This window comes from Amycolatopsis sp. VC5-11, assembly GCF_037034185.1.
In the GTDB taxonomy this organism is placed as follows: Bacteria; Actinomycetota; Actinomycetes; order Mycobacteriales; family Pseudonocardiaceae; genus Amycolatopsis; species Amycolatopsis nivea.
In genome coordinates this window covers 20,690-39,207 of the sequence record NZ_JBAGKF010000028.1, presented here as the reverse complement: position 1 = coordinate 39,207, position 18,518 = coordinate 20,690, and the positions used below count along the sequence as shown (strand labels likewise).

Below are 18,518 nucleotides of genomic sequence, written 5' to 3'. Positions count from 1 at the left end.
GCAATGCCCCCGACCCGCTGGCTGGCCGGGTACCGCCCGCTGCTCGCCGTGTCCGTGCCGATCGCCGGGATCCAGCTCGCGCAGGTCGCGCTCACCACGACCGACCTGGCGATGCTCGGCGGGATGAGCGTGCGCGCGATCGCGGCGGGCGGACTGGCGATCACCCTGTACAACCAGGTCCGCACGATGTGCGTGGGCACCGTCACCGCGGTCGGCAACCTCGTCGCCGCAGCGGCGGGCCGCGGCGAAACCCGTGCTGGCCCCGACCAGTTGGACGAGCAGGCGCGCACCGAGGTCCGCGACACCGTGCGCGCGTCCTTCCTCGTGGCGACGGCGGTCGGCCTGCTGGCCGCGCTGGTCCTGATCGGACTGGGCTACACCTTGACCTGGTTCGGCCAGGACGCCGACGTGCTCGCACTGGCCCGCCCGACGATGCTCGCGCTCGCCCCCGGACTGATCCCGATGCTGTGGCTCAACGTGCTGCGCCAATTCGCCGTCGGCATGCGCCGTCCGGGGTCCCTGCTGTGGGTGACCATCGGCTCGGTGGGCGTCAACATCCTGCTGGACGGCGGATTCGGCTACGGCTGGTTCGGGTTCCCGGAACTCGGCGCCCCCGGCGTCGGGCTGGCCACCACGATCGTGCAGTTCCTGAACTGCTTCGCGTTCCTGCTGATCCTGCGCCGCGACGACCATCTCGCGCCCCTGCTGTCGGCGGGCTTCAGCCGCCGGGAACTGCCGATGGCGCGCGAAATCCTCCGCCTGGGGATCCCGATCAGCCTCACCTACGGTTCCGAAGCCGGCATCACCTCCGTCGCGACGGTGCTCATGGGCAGCTTCGGCCCGGCGACGCTGGCCGCGCAAAGCGTGGTGAACCAGCTCGTCTACATCGTGTACCAGCTGAACATCGGCCTGTCCCAAGGTTCGTCGATCCTGATCAGCCGGGCGGTGAGCCGCCACGACCGTCCTGAGGTCACCCGGATCGCGCGGCAGGCGCTGACTCTGTCGGTGGCCGCGATGACGGCGGCGGGCCTGGTGTATCTCGTCGCGCCGGGCTGGGTGCTCGGGCTGTTCCTGGAGAAGCACCCGCCGCCGGAAGTGCTGTCGCTGGCGTACACGCTGCTGTTCTTCGGGATCGCGCAGCAGTACCTGAAGGGAGCGCAGAACGTCTGCGTCGGCCTGCTGCGCGGCCTGGGCAACACGAAAAGCGGCTTCCGCGCGACCCTGCTCGGCTATTGGGTGATCGGCATTCCCGTCATGGTGCTGTGCGGCTTCGGCCTAGGCTGGCACGGACCCGGGATCTGGCTCGGACTGTGCTTCGGCTTCGGTGCGACCGCGGTGCTGCTGCTCCGGAAGTTCACTCAGGAGCTCGCTAGTACGCCGACACTGTCCGCGGTGTGATCTGCGACGACACCAGCTTCGCGCGACGCCGGAAATAGATTGGGATTTCGCGGCACAATCCGGTAAGAACCGGGAATGCTCACCGGAAAATCGGTCGCACTCCGCGCCCGGCACGAGGCTGACGTCTCGATCCTGCAGGCCGAACTCTACGACGACGTCGCGGTCCGCTCGCGGGCCGATTCCCGCCCGTGGCGGCCGATTCCGCCGGGTTCCGCGGAGTGTCCGTATGCGGTATCCGATCCCGTCGACGACGCTGCGTGCTTCTCAGTGGTACGGCTCGCGGACAACACGCTGGCGGGAGAAGCGTTGCTGTGGGGCATCGATCTCCACAACCGGACCGCGCACGTTGGTGTCGCTCTCCGCCCGGATTATCGAGGTCAGGGCCTCGGTGCCGACGTGGTACAGATCCTGTGCCACTACGGCTTCACCGTCCGCGGTCTGCAGCGGCTCCAAGCCGAAACGCTGGCAGACAACGTCGCCATGATCCGGTCCGCGTCCGCCGCGGGCTTCGTGCCGGAGGGCACCTTGCGGCGCGCCGCGTGGGTCGCCGACCAGGTCGTGCTCGGGCTGCTCGCTGAGGAGTGGTGTGCCGAACAGGGGCTCCTTCACCGCTCCCCGTAGTGGTTCGCGTGCTGTTCCCGGACCACGTTCTTCTGGATCTTCCCCGTCGAAGTGCGCGGCAGTTCGTCGGCGACAATCACCGCCTTCGGCACCTTGTACCCGTCCAGCCGGTCCTTGAGCGCGGTGCGCAGGGTTTCCGCGTCGATCCGGCAGCCGGGTTTCGGGACGACGACCGCGGTGATCGCCTCCGTCCAGCGTTCGTGCGGCAGCCCTACGACGACGACCTCCGCGACGTTCGGCTCGGCGTCGTAGACCGCGCGTTCCACCTCCAGAGACGCGACGTTCTCGCCGCCGGTCTTGATGACGTCCTTCGCCCGGTCGGTGAACCACAGCACGCCGTCGGGGCCGAACCGGCCGACGTCGCCGGAGTGGAACCAGCCGTGCCGGAACGCGGTTTCCGTCGCGTCCGGGTCGCGCAGGTATCCCTCCATTGTGGACGGTCCACGGTAGACGATCTCGCCGGTTTCCCCGCGAGGCAGCAGCTCGCCCTGCTCGTCCATGATCGCGACGTGGACGCCGGTGAGCGGGGTGCCTACGGCGCCGACGTGGGTGAGCTGGTGCTCGGGCCGGAACAGGGTGGTGACCGGCGACATCTCGGTCTGCCCGAACAGCAGCGCGAATTCGCAGCCGTAGCCGTCCAGGCAGGCCTTGATCTGGGCTTCGGGCATCGGGGCCATCGCGTAGGTGGCGCGGCGCAGCGAAGACAGGTCCCGCGCGCCGAACGACGCGTGTTCCAGCGCTGCCCGGTACATCATCGGCAGGCCGAACACCTGGGTGATCCCTTCGCCTTCGATCGTTTCGAGGAAGCGTTCGGGCTCGAAACCGCGATGGATGTGCACTGTCGCGCCCACGAGGACCGCGGGCGTGCAGAACGCGTTGAGCTGCGCGGTGTGGAACATCGGCATCATCGCCAGGAACCGGTCGGCCGCGCTCCAGCCGTTGTCCAGGGCGGCTGACATGGATTCCAGGTAGATGCCCAGATGCGTGCCGACGACGCCCTTGGGGAACGACGTGGTGCCGGACGTGTAGAGGTAGCTCAGCGGATCGCGGTCGGCCACCAGGGTTTCTCCCGGGGCGGCCGGTCCAGCGGCGACCTCCTCCAGCGTGGTCCAGGAGCGGTCCGTCGGCGCCGGGGACCACTGCGCATCGGTGCCGGGCGCGACAAAGACGTCGGACACCTGGGCGCATTCGGCGAGCGACTCGGCCATCGTCGCGACCAGTTGGGTTTCCACGACCAGGCCGCGGGCTCGGGAGTGGGTCAGCACGTAGCCGACTTCCTTCGGCCGCCAGCCCAGGTTGATCGGCACGCAGACGACGCCCAGCCGGGCGCAGGCGTAGTAGGCCGCGAGGAATTCCGCGCTGTTGCCGGACGCGAGGGCGAGGACGTCGCCGCGCTCGTAGCCCTTCGCCGACAAGCCGCCGGCGAGGCGGTCGACCCAGTCGTCCAGTTCGGCGTAGGTCCAGGCGCGCGGGCCGTCGACGAGCGCCGGGCGGTCCGGGCGGGCGGCGGCGCTCCGGCGGAGGGAATCCGCGACGTTGACGCGCTGGATCAGGTTGGCGGCGAGCTCCATTGCTCCTCCACGGATCGCGGGAATCCCGACCGGGGCGGTCCTCCGGGATCTTCAGGTGAGTTCCCATTCACTAATGCGGCACTGTAACGCGTGCCCGGGCCGGATGCCAGCGCGGCGATCACGGCGCGGGGCTCGTCTTGACAGGCGCGAGCGGGATGTCCATAGTGAATAGCAATTCACTAGCGAGGAGGGGTCATGACCGGCAGAACCGTCTCGATCGGCAACGGCCAGGGCTTCTGGGGCGATTCGGTGCGCGGGCCGCTGCAGCTGGTGCGCGGCGGCGGCATCGGCTATCTGACGATGGACTTCCTGGCCGAGGTCACGATGAGCATCATGCAGAAGCTGCGGGCGCGGAACCCCGAGGCCGGGTACGCGACGGACTTCGTCGCGCAGCTCGAGCGGATCCTTCCGGACTGCGCGGAGCACGGCATCAAGATCGTCGCGAACGCGGGCGGGGTGAACCCGGCGGCGTGCGCGGCCGCGGTCGAGGAGGTCGCGCGGCGGCTCGGCGTCCCGGTCCGGGTCGCCACGGTCGGCGGTGACGACATCCTCGCCAGGCTGCCCGCGCTCATCGAGGACGGGCACGCGCTGGCGAACCTCACGACCGGCACTCCGCTGGCCGGCGAGCTGGCGCGCGTGCAGAGCGCGAACGTCTACCTGGGCGCGTTCCCGATCGCCGAAGCGCTGGCCGACGGCGCGGACATCGTCGTCACCGGGCGCGTGACCGACCCGTCGCTCGTGCTCGCCCCGCTCATCCACGAGTTCGGCTGGACCGCGAGCGACTACGACCGGCTCGCGGCCGGCACCGTCGCCGGGCACCTGCTCGAATGCGGCACGCAGAGCACCGGCGGCAACTACGACCGCTGGGAATCCGTGCCCGACCTGGCCGGCATCGGCTACCCGATCGCGGAGGTCGGCGAATCCGGCGAATTCGTCCTGACCAAGAAACCGGGCACCGGGGGACTGGTCGACGTCGGCACCGTCACCGCGCAGCTGCTTTACGAACTCGGCGACCCCGCCCGGTATCTCACGCCGGACGTCGTCGCGGACTTCACCTCGATCCAGCTGACCCAGGACGGCCCGGACCGCGTCCGCGTGCATGGCGTGCGCGGCAGCGCGCCCACCGACACCTACAAGGTTTCCGTCAGCACGCTCGACGGCTGGCGCACCACCGCGCAGCTGACCGTCGGCGGCCCGGACGCGGCGGCGAAAGCGCGCTGCACCGCTGATCTTCTGCTGGCGCGGCTCGCCGAGGACGGCGTGCGGTTTCCCGCGGAAGACTGCCGGGTGGAGGTCGTCGGCACCAACGTGCTGTACGAGGGAATGCTGCCGGAGCCGGCCGCGCCGCCGTCGGAAGTCGTGCTGCGGGTGTCGGTCCGGTCGCAGGACAAGGCGGCGGTCGACCGGCTCGGCGCGGAACTGGCCTCGTTGCTGACGTCCGGCCCGCCCGGGCTGACCGGTTTCGCCGGCGGGCGGCCCAAGGCCAGCGCGATCGTCGGGTTCTGGCCCGCGTTGCTCGAGAAATCCGCGGTGCGCCCGGCAGTGCGAGTCAGCGAGGTGGCGGCATGACCAGGACGACGCAGTTGCGCGAGTTCGCTTCGGCGCGCTCCGGTGACAAAGGCGCGGACGCGAACATCGGCGTCTGGACCGAAACCGACGCGGCGTACGAGTTCCTCCGGGAGAACCTGACCGCTGAACGCGTCGCCGCGCATTTCCGCGCGCTGTGCCGCGGCGAGGTCGTACGCTACGAACTGCCGAACCTGCGGGCACTGAACTTCATCCTCCACGACGCGCTCGACGGCGGCGGAGCGGCTTCGCTGCGCACGGACGCGCAAGGCAAAACCCTTTCGCTCGGGCTGCTGCAAATGGAATTCGACGTTCCCGCGGACCTCGCGCGATGACCGTCCGAATCGGACTCGCCGACGCGAGCGACGAGCGGGTGATCGAAGCGGCGGCCCGGCTGGTGGAGCAGGGCGGCATCACGCCGGTGCTGATCGGCGCCGCGCCCGGCACCGTACCCCCGGGCGCCGAGGAGCTGACCCCGCCGCCTGGCGAGTCCACAGTGGACTACCTGGCCCGGGTGCTGGAACCGGCCGGGCTCGCCGCGGGCGTCAGCGGCAGCCTCACCACCAGCGCGGCAGTGCTGCGGGCGGGCATCCGACAGCTGCGGACCGCGGACCTCGTGTGCGGCTGCTTCGCGATCCGCCACCACGGCACGTGGGCCACCTACGCCGATTGCGTGGTCGTGCCCGACCCGGACGCGGCGCAGCTGGCGCGGATCGCCGCCGCGGCGGCCGATCACCACCAGGCATTGTTCGGGACCGAGCCGCGGGTGGCGCTGCTGTCGTTCTCCACCAGCGGCAGCGCGGTCCACCCGCGCGCGGACAAGGTCCGGGAGGCGACCCGGCTGCTGCGCGCGGCTCGGCCGGACCTGGTCGCCGACGGGGAAATCCAGTTCGACGTCGCGGTGGACGCGGGCGTGGCGGCGCGCAAGGCGCCCGGCTCGGTGCTGGCGGGCGGGGCCAATGTGCTGGTCTTCCCGTCGCTGGAGGCGGGAAACATCGCGTACAAGGTCGCCGAACGGGTCGGCGGCGCCCGGGCGCTCGGGTCGTTCGTCCTCGGCCTGCGCCGGCCCTGGGCGGACCTCTCGCGCGGCTGCAGCGCCGGCGACATCGCCGAAACCGCCGCGCTGCTCGCCGGAGCGGCGGCGCGGACCCGGTGCGGGAAAGGAATCCAGGCCGGATGAAGACACTCACGAGTACGTTCGACTTCTCCTCGGCGACCGCGGCCGCCAACCGCGAGGGCAACCTCGAACGGCTGGCCGAACTGCGCCGCCAGCTCGGCCGCGCGGTCGACGGCGGCGGCGAGAAATACGTGGCACGGCACCGGAAACGCGGCCGGCTCCTGGTGCGGGAACGGATCGAGCTGCTGCTCGACCGGGACGCGCCGTTCCTGGAGCTGGGCGGCGTCGCGGCCTGGGGCACCGAATACCCGGTCGGCGCGAGCGTCGTCACCGGCATCGGCGTGGTCAGCGGGGTCGAATGCATGATCGTCGGGCACGATCCGACCGTGCGCGGCGGCGCGTCGAACCCCTACACCTGGAAGAAAGTGCTGCGGGCCATGCAGATCGCCCGCGAGAACCGGCTCCCGGTGATCAACCTGGTCGAGTCCGGCGGCGGCGACCTGGAACGCCAGGCCGAGCTGTTCGTCCCGGCCGGGCGCCTGTTCCACGAGCTGACCGCGCTGTCGGCGGCCGGGATCCCGACCATCGCGCTGGTCTTCGGCAACTCGACCGCGGGCGGCGCGTACGTGCCGGGCATGTGCGATTACGCGGTGATGGTGCAGAACCAGGCGAAGGTGTTCCTCGGCGGCCCGCCGCTGGTGAAAATGGCCACCGGCGAGGACGCCGACGACGAAAGCCTCGGCGGCGCGGACATGCACGCCCGCACGTCCGGGCTGGCCGACTACCTCGCCCGGGACGAGCACGAATGCCTGTCGCTCGGCCGGGAGATCGTGGAGCACCTGAACTGGCGCAAGCTCGGCCCCGGCCCGACCGAACCGGCCGACGAACCGCTGTACCCGGCCGAGGACCTGCTGTCGATCGCGTCGGTCGACCTGAAGGTCCCGTTCGACCCGCGCGAGGTGGTCGCGCGGATCGTGGACGGCTCCCGGTTCGAGGAGTACAAACCGCTCTACGGCACGGCTCTGGTCACCGGCTGGGCCTCGATCCACGGCTTCCCGGTCGGCATCCTGGCGAACGCGCGCGGCGTGCTGTTCAACGAGGAGGCCAAGAAGGGCAGCGAGTTCATCCTGCTGTGCAACCAGACCGACACCCCGCTGGTCTTCCTGCAGAACACCACCGGGTTCATGGTCGGCACGCAGTACGAGCAGAACGGCATGATCAAGGACGGCTCGAAGATGATCAACGCCGTCACCAACAGCCGGGTGCCGCACCTGACGGTCAACCTGGCCGCCTCCTACGGCGCGGGCAACTACGGCATGTCCGGCCGCTCCTACGATCCGCGGCTGCTGTTCACCTGGCCGAACTCGAAGACCGCGATCATGGGCCCGGAGCAGCTGGCCGGGGTGATGTCGATCGTCGCCCGGCAAGCCGCCGCCGCGGCCGGGCGGCCGTTCGACGAGGAGGCCGACGCGCGCCGCCGCGCCGAACTGGCGGAACGGATCGAGGCCGAATCGCTCGCGCTGTACATGAGCGGCCAGTGCTACGACGACGGCGTGATCGACCCCCGCGACACGCGGGACACGCTCGGCATCGCCCTGTCGATGTGCCACAACAACGAGATCGAGGGGACCCGCGGGTTCGGGGTCTTCCGGATGTAGGCGAGGGACACATGATCACCAAGGTGCTGGTCGCCAACCGCGGCGAGATCGCCCGCCGGGTCTTCCGGACGTGCCGCGAACTCGGCATCGCCACGGTCGCGGTCTATGCCGATCCGGACGCCGACGCGCCGTTCGTGCACGAGGCCGACGAAGCGGTCCCGCTCGGCGGGGCTACGCCGGCCGAGTCGTACCTGCGCGCCGACCGGGTGCTGGCCGCAGCGGAACGGGTCGGCGCGGACGCGATCCACCCCGGCTACGGTTTCCTTTCGGAGAACGCGGGATTCGCGCGGGCGTGCGAGGCCGCGGGCGTCACGTTCGTCGGTCCGCCCGCCGAAGCGATCGCCGCGATGGGCAGCAAGCTGACCGCGCGGGAGATGATGGAGCGCGCCGGCGTGCCGGTGCTGCCCGGGCGCGACCTGACCGGCGTCGCCGACGACAAGGTGCTCGGCATCGCCGCCGACATCGGCTGGCCGGTGCTGGTCAAGGCGTCGTTCGGCGGCGGCGGGCGCGGCATGCGGGTGGTGCGCGAACCGGGCGAGCTGCTCGAGGCGATCGCGTCGGCCCGCCGCGAGGCCGGAGCGGCGTTCGGCGACGACACGGTGTTCCTCGAGCACTACGTGGACAATCCGCGGCACATCGAGATCCAGATCTTCGGCGACCGGCACGGCACCGTGGTGCACCTGAACGAACGGGAGTGCTCGATCCAGCGGCGGCACCAGAAGATCGTCGAGGAAGCCCCGTCGCCGGTGGTGGACGAGCAGCTGCGGGCCCGGATGGGCGCGGCCGCGGTGGACGCCGGGCGCGCGCTCGGCTACGTCGGGGCGGGCACGGTGGAGTTCATCGTCGCGCCGGACGGAGGGTTCTTCTTCCTCGAGGTCAACACGCGGCTGCAGGTGGAGCACCCGGTCACCGAGCTGGTCACCGGCCTCGACCTGGTGCGGCTCCAGCTGGAGGTCGCCGCCGGGGCGCCGCTGCCGCCGGAGGCGCACGAGCCGCGGATCCGCGGGCACGCGATCGAAGCCCGGCTCTACGCCGAGGACCCGGCGCGCGATTTCCTGCCCGCGGCCGGTCTGCTGGACCGCTTCGAGATCCCGGAAACCGAGGGGCTGCGGGTCGACGGCGGCGTCGAGTCGGGTTCGGTGGTGTCCACCAACTACGACCCGATGCTGGCGAAGGTCGTCGGCTACGGGCGGACGCGGGAAGAAGCGACCGCGCGGCTCGTCCGGGCGCTCCGGCGGGCCCGCGTGCACGGCGTCACCACCAACCGGGCGCTGCTGGTCGGCATCCTCGAACACCCGGAGTTCGCCGCAGCGCGGATCGACACGCATTTCCTCGACCGGCGCCGGCCCTCGACGCTGATCGAGGTCGACGACGCCGAGGTGGTGCGCGCCGCGGCGCTCGCGACCGCGCTGGCCGAGCAAGCGCACGAACGGGCGTCGGCGCGGGTCCTGCCGCACGTGACGTCGGGTTTCCGGTCCTCGCCCGCGCAACTGCAGACGCGGTCGTACCGGCACCTGGACCGCGAACTGGCCGTCGGCTACCGGCTCGGCCGCGACGTCCGGTTCGAAGTGGACGGCGAGCCGCACGAGGTCGTCATCCACGCCTGCACGCCGCAGCACGCGGATCTCGTCGTGGACGGCGTGCGCCGGGCGTTCTCGATCGACCGGGCCGGCGCGACCGTCTACGCGGGCTGGCCGGGCGGGACGGTCGAACTGGCGGTGCTGCCGCGGTTCCCGGACGCCGCCGACCATCTGCTGGAGGGGTCGCTGGTCGCGCCGATGCCGGGCACGGTGATCCGGGTGGCGGTCGCGCCCGGCGAGCAGGTGCGGGCCGGGCAGCAGCTGATCGTGCTGGAGGCGATGAAGATGGAGCACGCCGTCACCGCGCCCGCCGACGCCGTCGTGGGCAGCGTCCCGGTCGCTGAAGGGTCCACTGTGGACACCGGAACCGTGCTGATCGTGCTCGAGGAAACCGGTGCGGGAGGCGAGAATGGCTGACGAGGTCCGATACGCGGTGGAAGACGGCGCCGCGTGGATCACCATCAACCGGCCGGAGGCGCGCAACGCGCTCAACGCGGCGGTCCGGCGCGGCCTGAAAGCGCGCTTCGAGGAGGCGGACGCTGATCCGGCGGTTTCGGTGATCGTGCTGACCGGGGCCGGGGACCGGGCGTTCTGCGCGGGCGGCGATTTGAAGGAGATGGCGAGTACCAAGCTCACTGTGCCACCGCCGGACTTCGTGCCCCAACCCGGCCGCACGCTGAAGCTCGCCAAACCGGTCGTCGCCGCGGTGAACGGCGGCGCGTACGGCGGCGGCTTCCTGCTCGCACAGTCCGCGGACCTGGTCATCGCGGCGGAAGAGGCGAAGTTCGCGGTGTCGGAAGCGAAAGTCGGCCGCGGCTCGCCGTGGGCCGCGCCGCTGCCGTGGCTGGTCCCGCCGCGCGTCGCGATGGAGATCCTGGTGACCGGCGAGCCGATCAGCGCCCGGCGCGCTTACGAGATCGGGCTGGTGAACCGCGTGGTGCCGGGCGCGGAACTGCTTGACGCGACACGGGAACTGGTCGCCCGCATCGCCGCCAACGCACCGCTTTCGGTCCGGGCGGCGAAGGAAATGGTGTACGCGGTCGCCGAGCACGGCCGGTCGGATGCCTTCGAGGTGGCTGAGCGGATCTGGGAACCGGTCTATCTGAGCGAGGACGCGCAGGAGGGTCCGCGCGCGTTCGCCGAGAAGCGGGCGCCGCAGTGGCGGGCGCGATGATCGACGGATTGCTGACAGACTTGGCGGCGGAGCACGACGCGCTCGCCGCGTTGCTGGCCGGACGCCCGGACCGCGACTGGTCCGCGCCGACGCCCGCGCCTGGCTGGACGGTTCGCGACCAGATCGCGCACCTGGCGCATTTCGACGGAGTCACCGCTCTGTGCGTCGGCGAGCCGGAGAAATTCGTCGCACTGCGGGATTCGCTCGAAGATCTGCAGTCCTATGTGGACGGCATCGGAGCGGTGCACGCGGATCGTCCCGGTGCGCAGATGCTGGCCTGGTGGAACGACGAACACCGCCGTTTGCGCGCGGCGGCCGAGGCGGCGGATCCCGCGGTCCGGGTGCCGTGGTTCGGGCCGTCGATGAGCCTGGCGTCGAAGCTGACGGCGCGGATCATGGAGACCTGGGCGCACGGGCAGGATGTCGCCGACACTTTCGGCGTGCGCCGCGAGGCGACCGCACGGCTGCGACACGTGGCGCGGATCGGAGTGCTGGCCTTCCCGAACAGCTACCGGGCGCAGGGTCGGCCAGTGCCCGACGCCGAGGTGCACGTGGCCTTGACCGCCCCGGACGGCGGCTACTGGACCTGGGGCGACCCGGGTTCCCCGAACTCGGTGACCGGGTCGGCCGAGGACTTCTGCCTGGTGGTGACCCAGCGACGGCACGTGGCGGACACGGCGTTGCGCACGCGCGGTGATATCGCGGGGGAATGGATGCGGGTGGCTCAGGCGTTCGCTGGCCCGCCTGGGGTTGGGCGGCGGGCGGGGCAGTTTCGCCGCTGAGCTGGGCCGGGCTGGGTTGTGGCTGGGTGTTCGCCGGTTCGCCGGGGAGGGTTGGAGGCCGGGGCAGTTCCTTGGTTGAGGTGGGTTCGGGCGGGGTTGTGGTCGAGTGTTCGTCGGTTGGCCGGGGAGGGTCGGTGGCGGGGCAGGCTCGGGGCTGAGCTGGGGCTGGGTTGTGGCCGAGTGCTCGCCGGTTCGCCTGGGGTGGGTCGGTGACCGGGGCAGATCCCTGGCTGAGGTGGGTCCGGGCCGGGATGTGGCCGAGTAGCCGCTGCGGGTTTGCGGCCGAGCCCTCGCCGGGGAGTGTCAGTGGTCTGGGCAGCGCCGCGGCTGAGCCGGGCCCGGGCGGGGGTTTAAGCCAGGCGTTCGCTCGTGGGTTTGCGGTCAAGCTTCGCCGCGCCAGTGCCCGCGTGGCGCTTCGTGGCCAACCCTTCGCTGCGACGGCGGGCGCTTCGGGCTTCCCGGCCCGCGTGGGTCTTCCAGCGTTGCGCCCGTCCTTCCACCCGAGCCCGTCCCGCCCACGCCCGTCCTCCCGCCGCAATCCCGCCAACCCTGAGTGACCCGCCGTTCACCCCGCGGGGTCCGCTTCGGCGTGCCCGTCGCGCGGCCGATATCGTGGCGGGAGCGACAGGCTGGAGGTGGTGGGTGTGGCACGTTCGGCCACCCGGACGCGGGATCCCGACCGGAGAGCGAAGATTCTCGTCGCGGCGGGCGATCTGATCAGCCGCAACGGCTACCACGCGGTGTCGATGGCCGAGATCGGCCGCGACGCGGGGATTGTCGGTTCCGGGATCTACCGGCACTTCGACAGCAAGGCGGCGATCCTCGTCGCGCTCTTCGACGACATCATCGACCGGCTCATCGCCGATCAGGAGGTCGCGCTCGCCGAGCATGCCGGGCCGCGCGAGACGTTGCGGCGGCTTGTGCGCGGGCAGGCCGAGTTCGTCGTGCGCCAGCGCGCGCTGGCCCGGGTCTACCACAACGAGATCGGCAGCCTTCCCGCCGAGGACCAGGTCCGGCTGCGCCGCAAGCAGCGGCTGTACCTGGAGGAGTGGGTGCACCTCACCCGCGAGGCGCATCCGGACCTCGACGACGCGGTGGCGCGCACGCTCGTCCACGCCGCGGTCGGCGCCGTCCAGTCGAACCTGTTCCACAACGTCGGCCTCGAAGCCGACCGGCTGCTCGACTGCCTCGCCCGCGCCGCCGAGCTCGTGCTGGAGATCGCCGCGGACCAGTGACCCCGGCCGCGGAGCCCCTTGCTTAGTGAATGATGATTCTCTAAGGTGAGGGGCATCCGAGCACGCGGCGTGCTCACCGCGGAGTTCCAAAGGGGGAGCTTCATGGCCTTCGATGTCACCAGCCTCTACAACCGCCGCGCGGACGACCGCTGGAACCGCATCTGCGTGTCCGATCTGGTCGAACGCCTCACCTGGAGCGTCCCGGACGCGACCGCGATCGCGGGCTGGCCCGGCGCGTTCGGCGATCCCCGCTTCGCCCGGCTGACCTTCGCCGAGCTCGACGCGCTCACCAGCCAAGTCGCGAACGCCCTGCTCGCCCGGGGTCTGCACCGGGGCGACCGGGTGGCGATGGTGTGCGAGAACTCCGTCGAGGGCTACGCCTTCAAGCTCGGCGTCGCGAAGGCGGGCATGGTCGCGGCACCGATCAACCCGGCCATGGCGCCAGACGTGGTGCGTTACCTGATCGACCGGGTCCAGCCGCGAATGTGCGTCGTGGACGCCGACATCTGGGCCGCCGCGCCGGAGCAGTGGCGCGGTGCCGGGGTTTCTCCGGACGTGGCGGTGGAAATCGGCGGACCCGCGCCGGAAGGCAGCGAGTCGTTCTCGCACTTCGTCTCCGGCGTCTCCGAAACCGCGCCGGACACCACGATCCACGGCGACGACATCTACGAAATCCTTTTCACCTCCGGCACGACGGCGATGCCGAAGGGCGTGATGTGCTCGCACGCGGCGTCCACGCTCGCCGCGCACGGCTTCGCGCTCACCCTCACCCGCGGGGTCCCGTTCGAGGGCGCGGTGAAGGTCGCCAGCTTCCTGCCGATGATGTATCACGTCGGCCATCAGATATTTCTCCTCGCGGCGTTCGCGGCAGGCGGCTCGGCCGTCATCGGCCGGCGGCCGGACCCGGTCGCGACCGCCGACTGCATCGAGCGCGAGCGGAGCACCGCGCTGTGGGGCGGTTCCCCGGCGATGCTCGGCGCGCTGCGGCAGGAACTCGACGCGCACCCGCGTGACGTGTCGTCCCTGCGGATCGCCGTCTACGGCTGGGCCGCGCTCCCGCCCGCGGTGCTCGCCGGTCTTCGCGAGCACTGTCCACAGTTGACGGTCACGGAAATCTTCGGGCAGACGGAATCCATTGCCTGCCACCGGTTCTGGCCCGACCAGCATCCGGACCTGTACGAACGGACCGCGCCGCAGGACAACTACGTCGGAGCGCCCAGTCCGCTGCTGGCGTCGCAGATCGTGGATCCGGAAGGCGTTTCCCTGGAGGGACAGGAAGGCGTGCCCGGCGAAGCCGTCTACCGTTCGCCGGTCACCACCGCGGGCTACTACCTCGACGAAGCGGCCACGCGCGAAGCGTTCCGCGACGGCTGGTTCCACTCCGGCGACAGTTGCTCCTACGGCGAAAGCGGCCAGCGCGTGATGGTCGACCGGTACAAGGACATCGTGAAATCCGGCGGCGAGAACGTCTCCACCATCCGCGTGGAGTCGGCACTGCACCTGCATCCCGGCGTCGCGAAGGCAGCGGTGATCGGTGTTCCGGACGAACGCTGGGGCGAGCGGGTGGCGGCGTTCGTCGTGCTGGCCGAGGACGCGGCGGTCACCGAGGAAGAGCTGATCGCTTTCGCGCGGGAACGCCTGGCTGGCTTCGAAACCCCGAAAACAGTGCGGTTCGTGGACGCGCTGCCGGAAACAGTCGGCGGAAAAGTCATGAAGTACAAGTTGCGCCGACAGTATGCGTCGGCTCCGGAAGCCTCGGGACGGCACTGATGGATTTCGACGAATCGCCCGAGCACGCTGACCTGCGAGCCGCGGTCGGCAAGATCTGCGCGGGGTTCGGCGACGGGTATTTCCGCCGCGTGCTGGACGAAGACGGGCGCACCGACGAGCTGTGGCACGCCCTCGGCGACGCGGGCTTCGTCGGTGTGAACCTGCCCGAGGAACACGGCGGGGGAGGCGCGGGCATCACCGAACTCGCGATCGTGGTCGAGGAGACCGCCGCGGCCGGGATGCCGTTGCTGCTTTTGCTCGTGTCCGCCGCGATTTCCGGGGAGGTGCTGAAGGAATTCGGCACACCCGCGCAACAGCGCCGGTGGCTTCCCGCGATGGCTTCCGGCGCCGAGAAAATGGTCTTCGCGATCACCGAACCGGACGCCGGGTCGAACAGCCACCAGCTGCGCACCACCGCGCGCCGCGACGGCGACGGGTGGGTGCTGTCTGGCACGAAGTACTACATCTCCGGAGTGGACGAGGCCGCGAACCTGCTCGTCGTGGCCCGCACCGGCGCCGGCGACTCCGGACAGGGCGAAATGACGCTGTTCGTCGTGCCCACGGACGCCGACGGCCTGCACCGCAGCCGGATCCCGGTCGAAATGCGCGCGCCGGAGAAGCAGTACACGCTCAGCTTCGACGACGTCCGGGTGGACGACGACCGCCGGATCGGCGAGGTCGGCGACGGACTGCGCATCGTTTTCCGCGGCCTCAACCCGGAACGCATCGGCGGCGCCGCGATCGAAACCGGCATCGCGCGGTACGCGCTGGCGAAAGCCGCGCGCTACGCGAACGAGCGCTCGGTCTGGGGCACGCCGATCGGCGCGCACCAGGGAGTAGCCCATCCGCTCGCGGAGGCGGCGGTAGACGTCGAACTGGCACGCTTGATGACCGCGAAAGCCGCGTGGCTGCACGACGCGGGCCGCCCGGCGGGCGAGGCGGCGAACATGGCGAAATACAGCGCCGCCGATGCCGCACTGAAAGCCCTCGACGCGGCCATCCAAACCCACGGCGGCAACGGCATGGCGACCGAATACGGTCTCGCGCACCTGTGGGGAATGGCGCGCCTGCTCAAGATCGCACCGGTGAGCCGAGAGATGATCCTGAACTACGTCGCGAGCCACACACTCGGCTTGCCGCGGTCGTATTGACCCGCTGTAACGGCGAAGAGTTCGAACCTTCACCTGTCGAGCAAGGCCGGTCGCGGCCAATGCTCGCGTGAGTCGCCGAGGACTGATCCCCCACCCGGGCATCATGCCGCGTCCGCCGGCCGCGGATGTGCGGACGGCACGGTCAAATGAGGACACGTGGATCGGGCCGACGCGAGCACGACGGTGGAGGTAAGCACACAGTGCGGTTCTTGGAGGATGCGCCAGCAGTTGTCATCGGTGCGGGACTGGCCGGCTTGACCGCGGCGTGGAAGCTGCGTCGCGAAGGGCGTGAGGTCGTTGTACTCGAAGCTTCCGACCGGATCGGCGGTCGCGCCATCCAGTCGGCGGTGGAGTGGGGCGGAGGGCAGTATGCCGACTTGGGCGGGGAACTCATCGACGACAGCTATCACGCGGTGCGTGCGCTGTGCGCCGAGGTCGGCGTGGAACTCCTTGCGCCGCAAAGGTACGGAGCTCCGCAGGACGGCGACGAGTCGCTCATGGAGGCTTATCTCCGGGTGAACCGGTTCGTCGTCGGCGACCGGGTCCTGAGCCAGGACGCGCGCGACGAGATCGGCGCGGAGCTTCGGGCCGCCGCGATCGCGCATCCGTCCGCGTCCGGCGAAATCGTCGAGCAGTGGATCCGGCGGGCCCGGCTTTCCGGCCGCGCGGCCGCGGTCACGCGAGCGCTGGCTCGGCTGTTCGCACAGCTCGATCCGTGGGACTGCGACGTGCACTTCCTCTTTTCCGCTCAGCGCGGGACTTTCCAGCGGTGCCGCGGCGGGACGCTGTCGTTGCTGCGGGCGCTTGCGGAGGGACTGGACGTCCGGCTCGGCGACCCCGTCGTCCGGGTGCGGCGCACTCGCAATGCGACCGTGACTACCGCTTCCGGCAAAGAATTCGCCGCGAGTTCCGTCCTCTGCGCGGTGGGGCCGTATGCCGTCTCGACGATCGGTTTCGACCCTCCGCTGTCGGACGACCGGGTCATGACCGCCACGTCGTTGCTGCCGGCGATGGCAGGCAAGGTGATCGCCCAGTATGCGCAAGGCGATGCGGTGCGCGAGGCGTTCGAGGCGTTGGTCTGCACCGACGGGGCGATCAACACGGCCTGGGTGAGCGTGCCGGGCGAACCGGGGACGCCGGCGATCGTCACCGCCTTCATCGCCGGTGCGGAACGCGGCCTCCTGGCCGATCCGCCCGCGGCGTATTCCAGGCTCGACGAACTGGTGGAACTTGTGGTCGGACAGCCGGTCACGCGCCTGCGAGGCGACATCAAGAACTGGTGGGCCGATCCGCTCCACTTAGGAGTGACGGTGGCACCGCCGGAAAGCGCTCGCGCCGAGGTGGCCGGGATTCTCGGCGGAGAAGAGCCCCCGGTCCACTTCGCGGGCGACTACACGGACGCGCCGATGTGCGGAACGCTCGAAGGCGCGGCCAGGTCCGGGCTGCGAGCCGCCGGGGAAATCCTGCGCACCGCGGAAATCTTCCATACCAGCTACGTGACGGAAAGGCTCTCGCACTCATGACCACGGTAGTCGTCGGAGCAGGTTTGGCTGGGCTCTTCGCGGGCCGGCGGCTCACCGCTGCCGGGGAGGACGTCGTGGTGCTCGAGGCCACCCCGCACCTGGGCGGGCGGACCCGGGGCGACCGGGAGGCGCTCCGCTTCGGCGCGGTAGCCGACCTCGGAGCGTCCTTTTTGGACCGAGGGCAGGATTTCCTGCTGCGCTTCTGCCTCGAGCACGGCATCAAGCTCTCGGCCGAGCTCGCGCTGTATCCGAAGGGGCCCGGCGAGCGCTACAGCGGCGCCTCCATCTTGCTCGGCAATCTGGTGGAAGACGGTCAGCGGGTGAGCGAGGAGGAGCGCGAACGGCTGGCCAAGGAGGTCGGCGAGGCGGTCGCGGCAACGCCGCCCGGCACGGCCGAGACGGTAGCGGCGTGGGGGCGCCGCGCCGGGTTGTCCCCGGCCGCCTTCGCCCGCTACACCATGCAGACGGGGTTCAACCCGGTCCAGCGCCCGGCCGTGACGTCGTCCTGGCACGTCCATCCCGGCGACATCGGCCGGCTTTGCTGGCTCCTCGACGGCAGCACGGACGTGATCGCGCGGCAGGCGGCCGAGGGCCTCGACATCCGCTACGAACAGCCGGTGCGGCTGATCTCGCGGATCGGCAGCTCCTACCGGGTCGCGACCGAGCACGACGAGTTCGTCGCGGACGAGGTCGTCATCACCGCGTCGGTGCACGCGATCAGGAGGATCGGCTTCGACCCGGTCCTGCCGGACTGGAAGACCTCGGCGCTCCTGCGGTCGCCGATGACCCAAGGCGGGAAGATCGTCGGCCAGTACCGCGACGGCCGGCGCATCTGGGACGCGGCGGGACCGTCGGTGCTGACCGACAGCGGTGCCGCGATGTTCTGGCTCCGGCGCACCGCGGAAGACACGGTCACGGTGCTGGGCACGATGCCCGACACCGGCGACGGGCTGCTGGACGACCAGGACCGGGCGCTGGCGGTGCTGGACGACCAGATCCGGGCGATGACCGGATTCGAGCCCGTCCGGATCGGCGGCATCGTCCAGAACTGGACCCGGGAAGAGTTCTTCGGCGGCGTGGTCAGCTCGCAGAGCGGGGGAGCCGCGCGACGACAGGTCATCGCGGCTCCCGTCGGAGGGCTGCACTTCGCGGGCGAGGCGACCGGCTCCCGATGGGCGACCGCGATGGAAGGCGCGGCGCGCTCCGGCGAGCGCGCCGCCGACGAGATTCTGCTGAAACACCGTGCCCGGCAAGGGCAATTGGCCTGATCTCGGAGCTGAGAGACCGAGGGACCCGGAACTCGAGACGGCTGGTGCGTCTCGTGCCGGGTCCCTTCCCTTGCCGCGATCCGCAATGACCACGAGGAGGTTGT

The 18,518-nt window shown here is 70.7% G+C and carries 15 protein-coding genes; 14 read left to right on the top strand and 1 reads right to left on the bottom strand.

All coding sequences use genetic code 11. The features are described from left to right. Window positions 1-3 precede the first annotated feature (3 nt). Window positions 4-1,398 carry an MATE family efflux transporter gene (locus WA670_RS42315; protein WP_336161784.1) on the top strand — a complete coding sequence of 465 codons (1,395 nt, stop codon included), beginning with the start codon at window positions 4-6 and terminating at the stop codon, window positions 1,396-1,398. A 75-nt stretch (window positions 1,399-1,473) separates the two neighbouring features. Continuing rightward, window positions 1,474-2,019, top strand: a complete 546-nt coding sequence (locus WA670_RS42310) for a GNAT family N-acetyltransferase (RefSeq protein WP_336161783.1) — start codon at window positions 1,474-1,476, stop codon at window positions 2,017-2,019. Here the strand turns inward: WA670_RS42310 and WA670_RS42305 are convergent. Beyond that, window positions 2,004-3,590: an AMP-binding protein gene (locus WA670_RS42305; RefSeq protein ID WP_134730742.1), complete on the bottom strand. Its 1,587-nt coding sequence runs from the start codon at window positions 3,588-3,590 to the stop codon at window positions 2,004-2,006. The genes WA670_RS42310 and WA670_RS42305 overlap by 16 nt on opposite strands. 195 nt (window positions 3,591-3,785) lie before the next feature. Between WA670_RS42305 and WA670_RS42300 the strand changes: the two genes are divergently transcribed. From WA670_RS42300 to WA670_RS42245, 12 genes are all read left to right on the top strand, one after another. Next, the gene (locus tag WA670_RS42300; RefSeq protein WP_134730740.1) at window positions 3,786-5,159 is read left to right on the top strand and encodes an acyclic terpene utilization AtuA family protein; all 1,374 of its coding nucleotides are present in this window, start codon (window positions 3,786-3,788) and stop codon (window positions 5,157-5,159) included. Continuing rightward, entirely contained in the window at window positions 5,156-5,491 is a 336-nt protein-coding gene (locus WA670_RS42295) for an AtuA-related protein (protein ID WP_134666877.1), read from the top strand. The genes WA670_RS42300 and WA670_RS42295 overlap by 4 nt, the downstream gene beginning before the upstream one ends. Further along, entirely contained in the window at window positions 5,488-6,336 is an 849-nt protein-coding gene (locus WA670_RS42290; RefSeq protein ID WP_134730738.1) for a phosphate acyltransferase, read from the top strand. Before WA670_RS42295 ends, WA670_RS42290 begins: the two co-directional genes overlap by 4 nt. After that, window positions 6,333-7,931, top strand: a complete 1,599-nt coding sequence (locus tag WA670_RS42285; RefSeq protein ID WP_134730736.1) for an acyl-CoA carboxylase subunit beta — start codon at window positions 6,333-6,335, stop codon at window positions 7,929-7,931. The genes WA670_RS42290 and WA670_RS42285 overlap by 4 nt, the downstream gene beginning before the upstream one ends. Window positions 7,932-7,942: 11 nt before the next feature. Further along, window positions 7,943-9,928, top strand: coding sequence for an acetyl/propionyl/methylcrotonyl-CoA carboxylase subunit alpha (locus WA670_RS42280; protein ID WP_134730734.1), 1,986 nt, complete (start codon window positions 7,943-7,945; stop codon window positions 9,926-9,928). Next, entirely contained in the window at window positions 9,921-10,685 is a 765-nt protein-coding gene (locus WA670_RS42275; protein WP_037819311.1) for an enoyl-CoA hydratase/isomerase family protein, read from the top strand. The genes WA670_RS42280 and WA670_RS42275 overlap by 8 nt, the downstream gene beginning before the upstream one ends. Window positions 10,686-10,693: 8 nt before the next feature. Beyond that, complete coding sequence (locus WA670_RS42270) at window positions 10,694-11,467, top strand: TIGR03084 family metal-binding protein (protein WP_240691367.1); 774 nt, start codon at window positions 10,694-10,696, stop codon at window positions 11,465-11,467. Between the two features lie 644 nt (window positions 11,468-12,111). Then, window positions 12,112-12,702: a TetR/AcrR family transcriptional regulator gene (locus WA670_RS42265; protein ID WP_199818128.1), complete on the top strand. Its 591-nt coding sequence runs from the start codon at window positions 12,112-12,114 to the stop codon at window positions 12,700-12,702. Window positions 12,703-12,804: 102 nt separating this feature from the next. After that, window positions 12,805-14,472: an AMP-binding protein gene (locus WA670_RS42260; protein WP_238605328.1), complete on the top strand. Its 1,668-nt coding sequence runs from the start codon at window positions 12,805-12,807 to the stop codon at window positions 14,470-14,472. After that, complete coding sequence (locus WA670_RS42255; protein ID WP_238605329.1) at window positions 14,472-15,623, top strand: acyl-CoA dehydrogenase family protein; 1,152 nt, start codon at window positions 14,472-14,474, stop codon at window positions 15,621-15,623. The genes WA670_RS42260 and WA670_RS42255 overlap by 1 nt, the downstream gene beginning before the upstream one ends. A gap of 200 nt (window positions 15,624-15,823) precedes the next feature. Then, window positions 15,824-17,146: a flavin monoamine oxidase family protein gene (locus WA670_RS42250; protein ID WP_336161775.1), complete on the top strand. Its 1,323-nt coding sequence runs from the start codon at window positions 15,824-15,826 to the stop codon at window positions 17,144-17,146. Further along, window positions 17,143-18,414: a flavin monoamine oxidase family protein gene (locus WA670_RS42245; RefSeq protein ID WP_336161773.1), complete on the top strand. Its 1,272-nt coding sequence runs from the start codon at window positions 17,143-17,145 to the stop codon at window positions 18,412-18,414. Before WA670_RS42250 ends, WA670_RS42245 begins: the two co-directional genes overlap by 4 nt. Window positions 18,415-18,518: the final 104 nt, after the last annotated feature.